A 16,509-nucleotide genomic window follows, 5' to 3' on the forward strand; every position below is an offset into this window, starting at 1 on the left:
TTATACCTGACCCTCCTTAAAAAGCTGCTTAATAGTATATAGACCTATAATGAGTAAAAAGAGCTGATAGATCATTTGTATCATACTGCTTCCGTACGTCAGGGCTGTAATATCCGAGTTATAGGTTCGAACAGAAAGCCACATATTCACCAGATAGATGCCGCCAATGAGCGCAAAAATTCCGACAAGTCCCAGGAAATTTATCTTCCAGATGCTAAGCAAGCCAATCATGACGACAATGCTGATTACAATAAGCTTGCTGAAGGAAAATAGATAAAAAGACAGTGGTATGGGGTTAAAGTAAGCGTAGGGATCTATATAGGGATATAACTGCCCGTTCTGTGCTAAAAGCTCCATGGCATCTTTGAAAAAAATCTGACGATAAATCTGGGCAATTGCGGTATCGAGCAGGTATATTTCGGAAAATAATACCAACAACATAACGAATGTGCCTAGGATCGGAACCATGGTATTTTCCCATGCAGATAAAGGGAGCAAATTGCGGGAAACGATAGTCCGTATTCTTTTGATATATTGAAATATGACGGGGATAACGAGCAGTCCGGGTATAAATATCAGCTGTTTGAAAGTGACAGATTTGCCCGAGATAAGTTTAAAGGCGGTATCAATGGAGAGAGTTTCCTTGCTGTCGCGCATAATGTGTTCATAAAAAATACTGGTCGGATAGAGGTTCCCAAGAATAGCGAGTATAAATACCAAAAGTGCCATGGTACGGAAATCTTTGCGGTAGAGGTAATAGAATTCACGTAGACCTATTCCCAAACGGGTAAAATTAAACGTTGTTTTCATAGTATTGCATATTTTTTAAAAGATCCGGACAGCCATGGATTGCGGTAAACAAAAGTTCGATATCCAATGTAGAGTCCCGTTTCGAGGGATTGGTATATAACCCATAGTTGCCCAACATACCTTCATCCTGAAAGAGCAGCTGTTCATCTTCCATAGGCGTATTGGTAAAAAGAAACTGTTGGCCGATATCGTACAGAGATTGATTAAGCACTAACTTTTTATGATCAACGATAAGAAGGTGGTCTATCACCCGGTCGATCTCACGAAATTGATGGGTGGAAATAATCAGCAACTGTTCTTCGGAGATATATTGACTGATCAATCTCCGGAATTGCTTTTTGGACAGAATATCCAATCCATTGGTGGGTTCATCCATAAATAGGTAAGGGACTTGAGTTGCCAGGGCAAAGGCGATTTCGACCTTTTTTTGTTGACCCATGGAAAGCGATTTGTGCGAGGTATCGGGGCTCACTTCAAATATGTCAAGGTAGTACAAGTATCGTGTATGATCAAAATTCGGGTATAATCTGCCATAGATATTTCCCAGACGGTGTGCAGACCAGTCAGGCGATTCAAGGTGTTCAGCTAAATAATAGACCTGCTGACGACTTATGATCTGACGTTCCTGTGTAGAGACGTTGTCTATGTATACCTGGCCTCGATCAGGAAATAGCGAACCTGCCAATAGTTTAAGTAATGTTGTTTTCCCAGCTCCATTTTTGCCCAAAAGACCGTATATCCCCGGGCGTTCCAGATCAAGGCTTAAACTATTTAGGACCTGATCTTTTTTTGTATAGCCAAAGCTAATTTGTTTTGCTATGATCATAATTTAGTTTTAGTGTATCGTAACACCGATACACTAAAGATAGAACAGAAAATGTTTACTTCCAAATTAAATTTGTTTTTTTTATTCATTTAGATAATTCATCTCATGCTAGCTTTATCTGAAATGGTATGGAATATTTTTTTTACAGTATGTTTAAGGTTGATGGAAATTATTTCGCTGTACATCTGCTGCTTATGTTTAAAAATTTCGTTTTTTATATAAGCTGGATAAAGCTCGCCGTTTAATAGCGTCGGGTTTTTCTGTTTTTTATGGTATCATGTGCCCCAGACATGGAGTCGAAATGACGTACGTACGATTTTAGTAATAATATATTTTACAAGGGAGCGATCAAGAGCCCGTAAAAGACAATTGACCGCCCATTGGGTGAAAGAAGATCTGTTGGGTAGTGCGTTATCTGCCAGAAGGCTAGTAGACAATATTTCCTTGATAGATAAGGGATTCCACCGGTGAAATACGCGAAATAGCTTCGGCCGAACAGCTTGCATCGATGAGTACGATATTTGCGTCGTCACCGGGCTTTGGCCATTGCTGTTGCCCTTTGTCATCTAATGGAATCGGGCCTGCTGTTGCCAACTTCAACATACGTGACAGACCATACTCAGTAACCTGTCCGTAGACTTGGGCCGCCATATTGGCTTTTTGCAGAACACTTCCTGTCCCAAAGGTGTTCCAGTGATCGACAATGCTGTCGTTTCCGGTCATCACGGTGACCTTGTTTTCCAAGAGTGTTGGGATAGGCATAATCAAGCCAGCAAAAGGAATTGTAGAGACAATGCCGATCTGCGCTGCACCGAGCTGTTCCGCGATTTTCTGTTGTTTGGCTTTCTCGAGCCTTCCTAAAACAAAACAGTGACTGAGGTAGGTCTTTCCTTTTAATGCAGGATTTTCATTTACTTTTTTGATCAGATACTCCACTGTCTTCAATCCGGATTCGCCAGACTCATGCAAATGGATGTCAATTCCCTTGTTATGATCCAATGCCAACTGAACAGTGAAATCCATGGTTTTCTCGATGGCACCGTCAATGGTAAAGGGGTCCACTCCACCGATAAAATCAATATTGGTTTTTGCAGCTTCTTTGAGGTAGGGCACAGAATCCGTGTAGTATACCCCATGTTGGGGGAAGGCAACCAACTCGGCTCCGAAACTGTTTTTCTTATTTTCCAGTGCAAGTTGTAGGTGATGCAAGGAATCTAATTTTGATGTAGGCTCTATATTGACGTGGCTGCGTGCGAAGGCTGTTCCTTTGGATTGCAGTAGTTCAATAAGCTTTTCTGCCTTATAAGTCGAGTTTTTCAGCAGTTCCGGAAGCAGCTGCTGCTCTAGTGCGATCATTCCTTTGACACCTCCGGCACCGCGGCGTACAGCTTGCCATTTATCCCCATAAAATGTTTTGTCCAGATGGATGTGCATATCGCTAAACGAAGGGAGCATCAGACGGCCTTTTGCATCTATGGCATTGGCATCGGTACTATTGGGGCCAATCTTTTTGATTTTTCTGCCTTCGATCTGTACAGTAAAAAGACCGGTTTTTGTTGCGATGACATTGCCAGTTCCATCATATTCAAAACCTGTTTCCAATAAAACATTCTTTAGCGTATAACTTTTTTTGCCTTGACGCCCAGCTATAACTTCCTGCTGGGTAAACTGGCTACGGTCTTCTGCATGGAGCATGTTTGGGATCAATGTTGCTCCGGCAAGTGCAAAAGCAGAATTCCGGATAAAATCTTTGCGTGTAAGCGCTATTGGTTTCATTATTTCCTGTTTACGATACAATCTAACAGATCCATACAATGGATCGCCTCCTACAAAGTTATAGATCGAAACCTTTAGTATTACTGGGTAATTTCTGCCATTTCTTGTGCGATTTATCTTTTTTCCCGAAAATCACTTGGACTTACACCCGTCTGCTGCTTAAAAAAATTCGAAAAATAGGCTTGATCCGCAAATCCCAATTCGAATGTGATCTCTTTAATGGATGATTCCGTACTTTGAAGAAGGCGTTTTGCTTCTACACAGATCCGTTGATGGATGAGCTGGGTGGCGGATATTTTCAAATGTTTTTTGCACAGAATATTGAGGTAGTTGGGGGAGATATGTAGCTTCTCGGCATAAAAAGCAACTAATTTATGTTCCCTGAAAAATTCGTCTATCAACATATTAAATTTGGCAAGACGGGGGACGGATTGATAGACTTTAAATTCGGTAAATACATGCTCTGCTTCCCTGCTGACGATGGCGGCGATCACGGCGGCACGTGCTGTAATCAGGGGAATCAATGAATGCTCACGCTCCAGCTCTTTTTTGACCGATTCAAATTCGTAATGTAGCAGAAAGAAGGCTTCTTTAGTAAGGTCAATCACTGGATGGTTCTGGTAGTTGGTAAAGGAAAAGCGAAAGAAAGGCGCGAAATGCTCAAAAAATGAGCGTTCGATCATCAATTGGTAGCCAATTGTACCGGCATAAACGTGCCACTTATGCATTTGGCCCGGGAATAGCACATGTACCTGATGATTTTTAATCGGGTAGTCAATCGAATCAATCGTATGTACACCAGATGCGGTATCAAATAAATTGATAATAAAAAAATCGTGCTTATGGGGTTTTTCTATCAGCTTTTCGCCATGTAATTCATTGAAGAGCAGTTCTTCCCGGCCGGCGGTCTGTTCTTTGCGAAAACCGTCCAATCCAATGACCGGTGCCCGGCTATTAGCATTTCGTTTATCCATAGTACAATGTCTCAGACCTAAAATACGAAAAGCCCATAGCATTTGGAGCAATGGATTAAAATAAATCGGTTGATACCGACCGTCATGGTGCAGCAAACAACAATAGTCATTTTCCCAATTCTTTCCTAAATTCGGAATACATTTGTAATGGGTAAGGAAAAGTTGAACCAGGGATAGAGGTGAGATTTGGTTAAAAAAACAATTGTCCAATGAAAGTACTTATAATTGAAGATGAAGCGGAATTGAGGGAAACGTTGAAAGGCTCTCTTGTCAAAGAAGATTATATCGTAGAGACTGCAGGCGATTTTAGATCGGCGATGGATAAAGTCTCTGTCTATGACTATGATTGCATTTTGCTGGATATCATGCTTCCGGGAGGGAGTGGATTGCAGGTCTTGGATCTGCTTAAACAGGAGGGTAAATCGGACAATGTCATTATCATTTCTGCGAAGGATTCCTTGGATGACAAGCTGCGGGGGCTGGAACTTGGAGCCGATGACTATCTGACCAAACCCTTTCATATCGCCGAGTTAAATGCCCGGATTAAAGCGGTATTGCGCAGAAAACAACGCGATGGCAAAAATACATTGGCAATGGGCAATCTGCTGCTGGATCTGAATGATCGTAATCTTTCGATTGCCGGTGAACCTGTCGCGCTGAATAGAAAGGAGTTTGATATCCTTAACTATTTTTTGCTGAATAAAAACCGCCTGGTCAGTAAGAGTGCATTGGCCGAGCATGTTTGGGGAGATAATACCGATCAGGCAGATAACCTCGATTTTATCTATTCCCAGATTAAAAATCTTCGAAAGAAATTTTTGACAAAACAGGCGAATGTGGATTTTGAAGCAGTCTATGGAATAGGCTATAAACTTGTGGAAAAATGAAATTAGCTAATCAGACGCTCAAATATCTCTCCGTCTCCGTGCTGGTGGTTATTGCACTGTGGTCGACCATTTTTTATTTGTTTATGCTGGAAGCGATCCACGATAATATTGATGAGGAATTGGAAAATCAAAAGCGCTTAATTATTCAGGAGCTGGCTTCCGAGGCAATTGTATCTCCGGATCTGGAATTTGGAATTAACAATTATAAGGTACGTGAAATTCCCGAACAGCAAGCGATCAAAATGCAGAATGTATACAAAGATACCATGTTGTATAAGCAGGATGATGATGATCCCGAACCAGAACTGGAGCCCGTGCGCATGCTGACAACGGCGTTTGAGCATAAAGGGCATTACTACGAACTTTCAATTATTAATTCGATGATCGAGGAGAGTGACCTGATCAAAAACCTGTTTTACTCTGTTCTGATTTTATTTGTCCTGTTGGTGGTCAGTATTGTCTTGATCAATAAGGTAGTTATTGAGCGATTATGGAGCCCCTTGTATTATTTTTTAGATCAGCTGACCAAATTTCGCCTTGGGAAATCGGATGACAAGCCAAGCATGGATACGAATATTGTGGAATTTAAAGACTTGCAGCTTGCCGTAACAACATTAATCCGACATAATGAGGAAATCTACGAACAGCAGAAACAGTTTATCGGAAATGCCTCGCACGAATTGCAGACACCTTTGGCGATAATGATCAATAAACTTGAAATGATGGTTGAGACAGAGGGTCTGCAGTCTGAACAGGCAAATGCAATTGCCGAAGTATTAAACACTGCGGAGCGGCTGGTACGATTGAATAAGTCGCTATTGCTGCTTACCAAGATTGAAAACAGGCAATTTTTAAACAACGAGGATCTTTCGCTTAATACGCTTGTGACAAACATCGTCGAGGAACTTGAAGATATGGCCACATTTAAAAATATCACGATACAGGTGCAGCAACAACTGGAACTTAATCTAAGCTTAGATAGTTCCCTGGCCAATATCATGGTGTCAAATTTGATCCGCAATGCTTTGTTCCATAATATAGAGGGTGGGGAAGTCGATATTACGATCACTGAAAATGCGCTGCTGGTTGCAAATACAGGTGTTGAGGGGCCTTTGGATGCTGAACAGGTATTTTCAAGATTTTATAAATCGGATGCTTCTTCAAAGGGTACGGGGCTGGGCCTTGCAATTGTTCAGGCCATCTGTCATCTCTATGGATTTGAGGTTTCATACCATTATGACCAAAGCAAGCATATATTTAAACTGAATTTTCCCTCGGCATAATTTTCATTCCAAAATCTTTACAGAATCAGGGCTTTACTTTGTAATACATTAAAAATAGTAAAGTCATGAACGTTAAAATGATATTAAGTGCAGGTATTCTTGCATTCTCAACAATTGGAGCTTTTGCGCAGGATATTCCCCAAAGTCAGGTGCCTGCTGTCGTGGTAAATAGTTTTCAGCAAAAATTCCCGAAAGCAAAAGGGGTTGACTGGGAACTGAAAGCGGGTCTTTATGAAGCCGAATTTGAAACAGGTTTGTTCGGAACAGACCACGAAGTCTGGATTCAGGGCAACGGTAAAATTGTGCGCCATAAGGAAGAACTTGCAAAAAATGATTTACCAAAGGCTGTGATTGCCCATGTGAAAAAGGAATTTCCGGGCTATCGTATCGACGATGTCAAAAAGATTACGGAGGAGCAAAAGGTTACCTATGCATTCGACGTGAAAAGTGGATCCAACGAATGGAAACTTGTTGTGGATCCCAAAGGGAATGTATTAGGAAAGGTAAGGGATTAATGATTGAAAGATTTATTGTAACGGAATATCTTCCTTAGATCTGTGTTTCCTGGTATTCAATTGTTTTGGCTCGGATGTCAATTTTTACCTTGTAAAACAGTCTGGATTGTGTTTTGTTGTAATAATAAATCTGATTTTCTTTTACCCAATTCGGTTTCGAAATCGAATCATTTAGAGAGGAAGTACTTATTTGTTGTAGATGGTTATCAATTTGACGAATTGCTTTATTGTTGAGTTTGATTTTATAAATCAAATCGTAGTCCCGGAGTTCGTCATCGTAATCATCGCGTAAAACTTGTATATCACCTTCAATGCAGAATCCAAGCAATGCTTCTACACGCTCTTTGCTAGGCTTTCTCCAATTGAATAGATATAACCAAAAGATAAAAATAGGAATCAGGAGGCTCAAAAAGATCCAGCTTACCCATTTTGATTTATTCGTGAATTGGTAGAAGATCAATAGTATTAGTCCTATCAGAATTGTAAAAAATAGGGCTAAAAAAACATTCATAAATTGTTATTAATTTGTGTTAACTACGAATTGTATGTAGCGAATATAAAAAATTTAGAAAAAAAACACCTAGTTAGAGTTCGCAACTAGGTGTTTTTTATAAAATCGTCTTGTCTTTAAATTAGTCTTCGCCCTCTTCTGCATGGAGTTCGAAAGACAATTTCACTACATCATCACCGGGAAATTTGGCGGCGTAATCCGAGAGGTTCCAATCGTCACGCGTGATTTTTGACTTTATCGTTGAATCGCTGAATTTGCGAAGAACATAGGAAACTTCTTTCTCGCCTTCATTGTCTTTCCCAGCAGTAAAATAGGTTATGATACCCGTGGTTTCAGTAGCGCCATTCACGATTGTGCCGTCCTCATATTTTGTTTCTCTGGTCTGAAATATCGCTCCGCTTTCATTTGTGCTTTTTGAATTCAAGACAAAAGCTGCACCAGAAAGGAATGCTTTGTAATGATCTGCAGTCGCTTTGTCTTTGATGTACTGCCCCTGAATTTCTTTACCGCTGGCATCAAACTGTTTGAACTCGATTTTATAAATTCCTGCTGGTTTAAGATGAGCGTGTCCAGCTAGCGCTTTGCCGGTACCATCGAAGCTGATGGTCGTAGGTTCGACGTTTTCTTTGTCAGCAAGGTCATGAAAATGATTGCCATGTGCTTCACCTTTAACTTCTGTAAAAATCAGTTTATAGCTTGCTTTAACATCTGCGGCCTGTATGGTCAATGGCGACTCCAAAGTTGCCGTATTTCCGGCTTTGTCGGTTACCATAAAGTGAAAATGATATTGACCGGCAGGAGCTTCGGATGGGATGTCCATGTGCTCATGAAAAGTCGCATTTCTTTTGCCCACATATTTCTCGTCGGTATAAACTTTAGCAAACTTGAAGTTACCTCCGCCCTCCTGGTGGATCTCGATAACAATTTTGTCGATGAGTGCCTCTGCCATAATATCACCTTCTAGGTGGAGATCCGAGCCTGCTTTTACGGTTTTATTGTTGTCGGATCCGATTTCCATGGTGCCGATCTCGGGTTTCGTTGAAACAGGAACATCAGCATCGTCTTTCTTACAGGAAGACAGGAAGCCAAAGAAAAGTGCTGTAAACAGTAATAGGAAGTTAATGTTTCTAGTTTTCATCTGCATTGGATTTAAAATTTATGATATAAAATAATTGAAGTATAGTTGCGTGTTAATAAAGCGTTATTCAACGATGCGTACGCTGATTCCACGTTGTGTGCTCCAGCCGGATTGATCCGTCACCTGAATCATAAAATGATAATTTCCGGGATCGATGTCCGCAGGGACGTCGATCTGAAGTTGGGCATCATACTGTTGTGGGTGCCCGGGTATATTGACGGACTTGACAAGAACAAATGGTTTGACCGGTTTTTTGACGGGTTCTAATGTGCATTCCTCTACCTCGGTACTGTGGGAGTGATGGTCAAAATTATGATGCACGTCAATGCTATAACTGCCCAGGGCGACATTGTCGGATAGTTTTGCGTGGAAGGTAAAACTGGATCCGCGTTTGATGGGACTACACTGCTTTGGAAAAGCTGTTGCTGCACTGAGATCAATGGTTGGTTTTTCGGTGTCAATATTTTCCTTATCCTTCTTACAGGCGATGGTAAAGGCCAGCATCAAGGCCATAAGTGCATAAGGTTTCAGTTTCTGCGTCTGTGTATTCATTTTTATCATGATTTTAATCAATTAGTTGTGCTGTGATTGGATGAATATGTTGATTAGCTTGGGTTTTCCTTCCCGAATGGTATGCCAACCGATAGGACGATATTTCGTCCCTGTTCCGGGAGCGATATCAGGCGGTAAAAACTGGTATGATCCATATATTTGGTGTTAAACATATTCTGGACCTGTAAGCGCAATTGCAGCGCTGATTTGCCCCATGTCAACTGTGTTCCCGCTCTGAAATTGAAGACTTGGTAACCTGCTGTTTTTTCTTCGGGTGGGACAATATGGTCTTGCCCGGTGGTCCATTTACAATCCAAAGAGATGTAAGGCTCCTGAAAATGCGTGCTGCTTTTGGGAAACCAACTGAGGTCGACCAAAAGTGAAGGCGCAGGTGAGAAGGGCAATGTGTAGCCTTTCTTGCTGCCGGATAATTGCTCGGATCGAACATATTCACCCAATAATTCTACTTTCCAGTGAGTTAAGGGGCGATATTCCATTTTTAGTTCAGCTCCATAACGACGTACTTTGCTTTCGGCATACTCAAATATTTGATTACCGGCTCCATAATACTGATCATAACCGGATGTAGGATTGAGGTAGATATAATTTGCAAAATAATTGAAAAAAGGTGTGAAAGCAAGGTATATATTTCTCGAACGCCGGGCCAGCGAAAAGTCGGCTTGATAAGATTGCTCGGGTGAAAGCGATGCGTTACCTTTTTCATAACTGAAATAATGATAATTTACCCCGTTGGCGGCGAGTTCCTGTGCAATAGGAACCCGGAAACTTTTACCAACATTCAGTTTGGTTTCCCATGAGCCGATTTGTCGTGTTGCCCCTAACGACCAGACCAAGCTATTGAAACTACGGCGAAGTTCATCTGCCCTGACGACATGAACCGATTGATTGTTTTCCAGCATGGATGCAAACCAGTCCTGATAGGGCGAGGTATGTATATGGCTATAGTCATAGCGTAAAGCACCATAGAGTATCGTTTGATCGTTGATCGGATATTGGTCATGGATAAAAGCTCCCAGGGCTTGCTGTTTGTACGATGGGATCAGGAAACTCCAGCCAGCTATCTTATTATGCTGGTATTCCGCATTCCCCCCGACGGTGAGCCGGTGATTGCCCAGGGTGAACTGGTCTTTCAGCGTAATATTAACAATCTCTTTATCATAGCGCCGTTCAAGATGTATGGGAGTGTTCATATCCTGAGGATAAACGGGGGGCATATACCCATGTGCGGTATAGTTGTTGAATTCTTGGCGATAATTTCTTTGATAGCCAAGATCCACCCAGATCTTGTGGTTGCCCTGTACGATATAATTTCGATTGATGAGCTTAAAATGATTAACCTGCTGGCTTGGGTAGAGAATGTCCCGGTCGGATTGGTCGTACAAGGCGGTATTCACTCCCCGTGGCTCTAAACCATGTGCATTGGCAAAAAATCCTATTCTAGTATGATAATTGCTTAGATAGACAATGGAGGAAAATCGTTCGGAGTTATATCCACCCCTTAGCTGAAAGCTGGTCTCCCGTCCGGCTGTATTGCGCACCTGACGATCCTTTAACCGGACCGCATAATTGTACACATAGACTGTGTCAGTTGGTACGCGATAGTCGGCATAATCCAGATGGGTGACACCGCCACCAAAGACCCAATTGCCTTTTCGGCCCTGTAGTTGCAGGGATCCACCATAGGTAGCATTGTTTGATTTAGTCAATAAATTGACAACACCTTTCAGTCCATTTCCTTGTAGTTCGGCTGGTGGCGATAGTCGGATGACACCGCCAATGGCATCCGACCCGTACATAAATGAGCCGGCTCCCTTAATGATTTCAGCAGTGCCGATGCTGTATTGATCAATTTCCAATCCATGATCCAAACCCCATTGCTGCCCTTCGTGCTTAATCCCATTTTCTACGGTGGCTACCCGATTAAAGCCCAGGCCCCGAATCTGTGGTTTGGATTGACTGGCACCTATACCTATCGCATTGACGCCGGGTAACCGGCTTAAGGTTTGCATCAAACTACCTGCCTGGTATTTCTGTATGGAATCGCTGCTTAAGACATCCACAGATAGGACGCCCTCCGCAGCGTGTTTATAACGTTTTCCCTCAACATATACCTCCCGTAGTCCAATGTTTTTGACCGCTTTCTCCTGTGCAAAAGCGGAATGTAACATACTATAGGTGAGTAATAGAGTGAAAACCGTACGCCTGTTCATCAATTATTGAGTTGTTTGTAAATTATATATTGCAATTAAGTTGCAACAAATATAGGTAAAAAGATTTTAAAAGCAACTGTGTTGCGTAATAAGAGTATGATAATAAATCCCTGAAATCAGCGATAAAAAGAAGTCTGTAGGTCAACTATCTTTGAGTAAGCTGATTATCGGGTTGCTGCGGCAGTTTTTTCGAGGTCAATACGTAATGAGCAGAATGGAGCGTTTATAAATAGAAAAACAAATAAACTATAAAATATATCAACAATGATGAAGCAATTTATGACAGGCATCCTGACCGCTGCGGTACTGACGATGTCAAGTTGTGGTTCAGGAACCAAAGATCCCGCAACTTACAACAATTCAATTATCACGGTCATCAATGGAAGTGAAAAGCATATCACCGATATGAATGCTGCCATGAATGCCTCCGATTATGCAAAGGCGGAGCAGGTCCGTTCGGATTGGGAGAAATCCTTGAATGAAGATATCAAGAAAGTGGAGGATCTCGGTGATTTCAAAGGCGATGCCAATTTTCAGAAGGCGGTACTCGATGGTCTCAACGGTTATAAAAAGATCGTTACCGAAGACTATCCAAAGCTGATCGAGTTGCGCAAAAACAAGACTCCAGATGCAGCCACAGAATCCGCCCTGCTGGATAATATCAATAAGGCTTTTGAAAACATGGGTAATGGCGTGAATAAAGCATCCACGGAATTTGAAAATAAATATAAGGGATAAGCGCCATATCATTTAATCAACAAAGGAGTCGTATCATATTTTGATGCGACTTCTTTTTGTTGTGGAAGGGTATAGCGTTTGTCTGGAACTGAAGCATTAAAAGAGATGCAAATAAAATGTTAAAGCTGAAGGACTTTTCATTGATTCTCGTATTTTTATGTAGATTTATGCGACAAAATGCTGGTGTAAAACCTGTGCGATCAGTTAAATTTTTGTGATGGCGGCGGGAATACCGACGATCTGTATGATTGGGGAGGATTCCCTATACTTCGAAAGATAATTTAATATATTATATCTAATGAAAATTATTTCAATTTTATCCAATGCTGTCACCTTGTGTTTTCTATGCTCAGCGACGGCACTTTGGGCTCAGGGGGATCAAAAGAAGCTAGATTACCTGGTGTTGATGAATGCTGACACCTTGTATGGGAAGATTTCATCTGTAAAGGACAATAAACTTAAATTTGAAAATCAACAAAAGGAAAAGGTGGCATTTACTCCTGACCAAGTTTATCGTGCGTACTGGCAGTCCAAAAAGAAAGTATATGCACCATCCTATGTAGAAAAAGGATTGGAAGTAGTCCCCGGAACAAGCCCAAAAATGTATCGCATACAGAAGGGAAACGATCAGGGGCCAACTTTTGCGGAAGTGCTCGCCGATGGTGAAATAATGGCCTATTATGTTTCAGAACTAAAATTTAATGGCGGTGCCGCAGTAAATGTTAGTGGCGGCGGTGCCGGAATGATGCCAACGATATTGGTTAATAAGAATAAATATGCATATGCACTGAAAAAGGGGACTGGCGAGGTCGCTGAAATCAATAGCAACAATAATGGCCTATTTAGCAATGCTAAAAAGAAAAGACAGATTACCTTCACACAGTTAATTAATGATGAGCCAGAGCTACTTGCTGAATTTGAAAAAGAGCAAAAGTATAATTATGATGTATTTATTAAATACATTATGCGATACAATGAGCTGCAGCAGGCAAAAGCATCTCCTTCAGACCAATCGAGACTGTTTATTTACTAATATTTATCATTTTTGATAAAAAACAAAATATGGCGCTTATTATTTTTATTGTTCTGACCATTATTGCTGCTTATGGTTTTTGGCTTTTGTTTGTGAAAGCAGGGCGTCGTGGCTGGGAGGGTATTGTTCCTGTTTATAGCCAATGGATTCAAGGACAGATAACCGGTCGGCCTGTTTGGTATATTATATTGTTGATCATTCCGATCGTGAATGTCTTTGTCTTTTATAATTTATACCTGGATTTTATCCATTGTTTTGGCAAAAGGAGATTTTGGGAAAACTGTGCAGCTGTATTAGTCCCCTTTGTCGTATTGCCGCTCTGGGGAAGGGACAAAAACGTTCAATTTCTAAATGGACTTTATGCTAAAAAACTGAAAGCTTCAGCTGAGGGCACACAGCTGACAAAAGATGATAAACTGAGGCTGCTGCATGAATCCTACAATGAATTTAAAATCAAATATCCCTATAAGAAATCTATCTTGCGAGAGTGGGCGGATGCTATTGTCTTTGCAACGGTTGCCGCAACGCTGATCCGCGGTTTCTTGCTGGAAGCTTTTATGATCCCTTCGGGTTCTATGCAACAATCGCTTTTGATCGGCGATTATTTATTTGTCAGTAAGTTGAATTATGGACCCCGTATTCCCAATACGCCGATTGCTTTTCCTTTTGCACATCATACCATGCCTTTATTTGGTGGTAAAGCATTTTCTGAACTGATCGAACTTCCTTATAAGCGGTTGCCCGGTTTTCAGGAGATCAAACGTAATGATGTTATTGTTTTTAATGCACCTGCCGGAGATTCTGTCGCGATAGAAAATCAGGATCAGCCTTATTACGATCTGGTTCGCTCGATGGGTTACGAAGCCGTCCATCAACAGTTTACTATTCAAACACGTCCAGTGGACAAGCGGGAGCATTTGATCAAACGCTGTGTTGGAATGCCGGGTGATAAAATCAGCATGCGCGATGCTGTACTCTATGTAAACGATCGACCCGGCTTCGTTGCTCCAGAAAGTCAGATGGATTATATTGTGATGACTGATGAGACAGGCCTGGATGAACAGCGAATGCGCGATATGGGGATCGAAATCGCACAGGTTCAGCCCGGAGTGTATATCCTCTTTCTAACACCTGAGCAGGTTAACATGGTGAAATCTTGGTCTAATGTTAAATCCATGCAGATGAACCTGCGCAAACCAGGGGATCCGGAAGCTAATACATTCCCGAATGATCCACAGTACAAATGGAATTACGATAACTTTGGACCTTTTGTGATTCCAAAAAAGGGGATGAAAGTTGCTTTGAATGCGCAAACATTCCCGCTTTATGAACGCGCGATCCGGGTCTATGAAAAAAACCGTCTGGAAAAGAAGGCAGATGGTTTATACCTGAATGGCAACAAGGTGGATTCCTATACATTCAAAATGGACTACTATTGGATGATGGGGGACAATCGGCATAACTCGTTGGATGCAAGAGATTGGGGCTTTGTGCCGGAAGATCATATTGTGGGTAAAGCTTTATTTACCTGGATGAGCTGGAATACAGATGGGAATGGATTTTCTAAAATACGCTGGAACCGGATTTTCAAGGGGATCAATTGAGAAAACAATTCCAAAAAAATAATTGAAATAGGAGCGCAAGAGCGAACTTATTTCAATTATTTATGAATGACATCTAAAAAAGTAAAGAAGCGTCTTGTACTGAAACCCTTAAAATCATCTGCAGGAGCCTGCCCCCTCTTCATAACGAACAGCACATACCAGCCTCCGCGATCATTCACCCCTGTGCTTAAGCTGGTCTTTTTAGGAAAAATAGCCAACTATTTTTAAGAATATTTCTTGTTTTTATACCGTATTAGCATTGTATCCGATTTCCCATTATATGTTTTGTGGGCCAGTGACTTAGGATTAATGATACTTGGTATTTAAGTGTATTGCGGTTGATTGTAAACACCTAATTTATAGTGTTTTGTGTTTTATATTTGTTGTTTTTTTGATCTGATCGAACTAATTTAGCATCCATAAATAACCCAACTAACAATTATTTGAACGCTAAATTTCCAGAAATTATGGCCAAAAAATTAACGCTCTTGATTTCAAGTGTATTTACCTGTACCTATATGGCAACCGCACAAAATCGGACGCTCAGTGGTACGATGGTATGGACTTAAGGCAGACTCACCGCGGATATAGCACAGACGGATAGCAAAACTGTCCCAGCTAAGGCACACCTGGGGTCTTAGGTCTTTTCTCCGTGCGGGAGGTGGGCTTGGAAATAAGATGTATTTGCCTTTGGAAATATCAGCTCTGGTATTTTTTAGTGATAAGTCCAACATTAAAATAGCGATAGTTTATGATTAGGTTAGGTTTAGTTTAGGTATTGATTAGATTTTTTCTAAACTAAACCTAAACTAATACCTAAACTAAACCTAAACAAACCCTAACTAAACCACGGATTTTTGCTCACCTTGATTACCCGCTTTTGCATTGTCTTTCTGCGGTCGCGGCTGTTTGTTTCAGGTAGGGGGGGATGCCTGCCCGTGATTCGGTCTCCCCGGTCCGGTCTCTCGGAGCCGGTTTCCGCCTCTTTTCCGCTGGGGACCGGGACATAGCCGTCTCGCAAGCCCTCAGTCGGGGCATCAGGATACTGTAGATAACGGTAACCCATGCCCAAGTTTGTTTTGCACTTCATGTCCTTTCTCCAGTGCTCCGTTCAAGGATGCGAGTGACCGACCTGGGATTTCACGGCGTTCTGTATCCTCTTCCAGTCCTCTGGTCGCCGCCCCTGCCCCTGTTGCATCCCAGAAGCTGCCGCAGATCCGCGGATAACCGTCCATTTTTGCATCCCGGAGCCCCCAGGATCCTGTTTCACAAAAAGAATCTTGCACCGTTCCAGCCAGTTAGCGGCAAAACAAAAGAAATAAGAACGAAAAGCTTGGAAGTTTGCCCGAAAACTCCCTATCTTTGCACCACTCCGCAAGGGAGGGACGGTTACCGCGAGAGCAGGTATCCATGAAAAAAGAAGGGTTTAATGAGAATTAAACGCGGAAATCGAAAAAAAGGAAAAGAAAAAAAATCAAAAAGTTTTTTGGAAGTTCCGAAAAGATTTCTACCTTTGCAGTCCCAACGGAAACGGAGGGAAACAAAAAAAGATAAAGAGGGGCTGGTGCCCATCGGAATATAGCGGATACGGAAGTTGAAGCGAGAGAAGTTCTTTAAGAAAACACAATCAT

General features: G+C 41.7%; 16 protein-coding genes. 6 read left to right on the top strand and 10 right to left on the bottom strand.

Going from position 1 to position 16,509, the window contains the following annotated elements; translation table 11 throughout:
• The 4 genes from D7322_RS25145 to D7322_RS25160 all read right to left on the bottom strand — a co-directional run bounded on the left by D7322_RS25145 (position 1) and on the right by D7322_RS25160 (position 4,386).
• Positions 1-810: a hypothetical protein gene (locus tag D7322_RS25145; RefSeq protein ID WP_121126937.1), complete on the bottom strand. Its 810-nt coding sequence runs from the start codon at positions 808-810 to the stop codon at positions 1-3.
• Positions 794-1,636, bottom strand: a complete 843-nt coding sequence (locus D7322_RS25150) for an ABC transporter ATP-binding protein (protein WP_121126938.1) — start codon at positions 1,634-1,636, stop codon at positions 794-796. Before D7322_RS25150 ends, D7322_RS25145 begins: the two co-directional genes overlap by 17 nt.
• 426 nt (positions 1,637-2,062) lie before the next feature.
• Complete coding sequence (locus D7322_RS25155) at positions 2,063-3,412, bottom strand: amidohydrolase (RefSeq protein WP_121126939.1); 1,350 nt, start codon at positions 3,410-3,412, stop codon at positions 2,063-2,065.
• Positions 3,413-3,525: 113 nt separating this feature from the next.
• On the bottom strand, positions 3,526-4,386 hold the full coding sequence (locus D7322_RS25160; RefSeq protein WP_121126940.1) for a helix-turn-helix domain-containing protein: 861 nt from the start codon (positions 4,384-4,386) through the stop codon (positions 3,526-3,528).
• 209 nt (positions 4,387-4,595) lie between these two features.
• On the opposite strand from D7322_RS25160, the gene D7322_RS25165 reads away from it, so the two are divergent.
• The 3 genes from D7322_RS25165 (at position 4,596) to D7322_RS25175 (ending at position 7,071) form a co-directional block, all read left to right on the top strand.
• Complete coding sequence (locus D7322_RS25165; RefSeq protein ID WP_121126941.1) at positions 4,596-5,273, top strand: response regulator transcription factor; 678 nt, start codon at positions 4,596-4,598, stop codon at positions 5,271-5,273.
• Complete coding sequence (locus D7322_RS25170; protein WP_121126942.1) at positions 5,270-6,556, top strand: sensor histidine kinase; 1,287 nt, start codon at positions 5,270-5,272, stop codon at positions 6,554-6,556. Before D7322_RS25165 ends, D7322_RS25170 begins: the two co-directional genes overlap by 4 nt.
• A gap of 65 nt (positions 6,557-6,621) precedes the next feature.
• The gene (locus tag D7322_RS25175) at positions 6,622-7,071 is read left to right on the top strand and encodes a PepSY-like domain-containing protein (protein ID WP_220700171.1); all 450 of its coding nucleotides are present in this window, start codon (positions 6,622-6,624) and stop codon (positions 7,069-7,071) included.
• A gap of 34 nt (positions 7,072-7,105) precedes the next feature.
• On the opposite strand, the gene D7322_RS25180 is transcribed toward D7322_RS25175, so the two are convergent.
• The 4 genes from D7322_RS25180 to D7322_RS25195 form a co-directional block, all read right to left on the bottom strand.
• A complete protein-coding gene (locus tag D7322_RS25180; protein ID WP_121126943.1) occupies positions 7,106-7,582 on the bottom strand; it encodes a hypothetical protein in 477 nt (158 codons plus the stop codon).
• A 121-nt stretch (positions 7,583-7,703) separates the two neighbouring features.
• On the bottom strand, positions 7,704-8,720 hold the full coding sequence (locus D7322_RS25185) for a DUF4625 domain-containing protein (RefSeq protein ID WP_121126959.1): 1,017 nt from the start codon (positions 8,718-8,720) through the stop codon (positions 7,704-7,706).
• A 63-nt stretch (positions 8,721-8,783) separates the two neighbouring features.
• On the bottom strand, positions 8,784-9,272 hold the full coding sequence (locus D7322_RS25190) for a DUF4625 domain-containing protein (protein ID WP_121126944.1): 489 nt from the start codon (positions 9,270-9,272) through the stop codon (positions 8,784-8,786).
• 53 nt (positions 9,273-9,325) lie between these two features.
• Entirely contained in the window at positions 9,326-11,461 is a 2,136-nt protein-coding gene (locus D7322_RS25195; RefSeq protein WP_183078843.1) for a TonB-dependent receptor, read from the bottom strand.
• 306 nt (positions 11,462-11,767) lie between these two features.
• Here D7322_RS25195 and D7322_RS25200 point away from each other — a divergent pair, with 306 nt between their 5' ends.
• From D7322_RS25200 to lepB, 3 genes are all read left to right on the top strand, one after another.
• Positions 11,768-12,241 carry an LIC11966 family surface protein gene (locus tag D7322_RS25200; protein WP_245971463.1) on the top strand — a complete coding sequence of 158 codons (474 nt, stop codon included), beginning with the start codon at positions 11,768-11,770 and terminating at the stop codon, positions 12,239-12,241.
• Between the two features lie 298 nt (positions 12,242-12,539).
• Positions 12,540-13,274: a hypothetical protein gene (locus D7322_RS25205; RefSeq protein WP_121126947.1), complete on the top strand. Its 735-nt coding sequence runs from the start codon at positions 12,540-12,542 to the stop codon at positions 13,272-13,274.
• A gap of 29 nt (positions 13,275-13,303) precedes the next feature.
• Positions 13,304-14,878, top strand: coding sequence for a signal peptidase I (gene lepB / locus D7322_RS25210; protein WP_121126948.1), 1,575 nt, complete (start codon positions 13,304-13,306; stop codon positions 14,876-14,878).
• A gap of 1,037 nt (positions 14,879-15,915) precedes the next feature.
• Here the strand turns inward: lepB and D7322_RS25220 are convergent.
• Positions 15,916-16,164, bottom strand: coding sequence for a hypothetical protein (locus D7322_RS25220; RefSeq protein ID WP_121126950.1), 249 nt, complete (start codon positions 16,162-16,164; stop codon positions 15,916-15,918).
• 103 nt (positions 16,165-16,267) lie between these two features.
• On the bottom strand, positions 16,268-16,509 hold a 242-nt coding region (locus D7322_RS28830; RefSeq protein WP_220700172.1), incomplete at its 5' end, for a hypothetical protein.

Origin of the sequence: Sphingobacterium puteale, from assembly GCF_003627955.1 — a bacterium.
GTDB classification, from domain to species: domain Bacteria; phylum Bacteroidota; class Bacteroidia; order Sphingobacteriales; family Sphingobacteriaceae; genus Sphingobacterium; species Sphingobacterium puteale.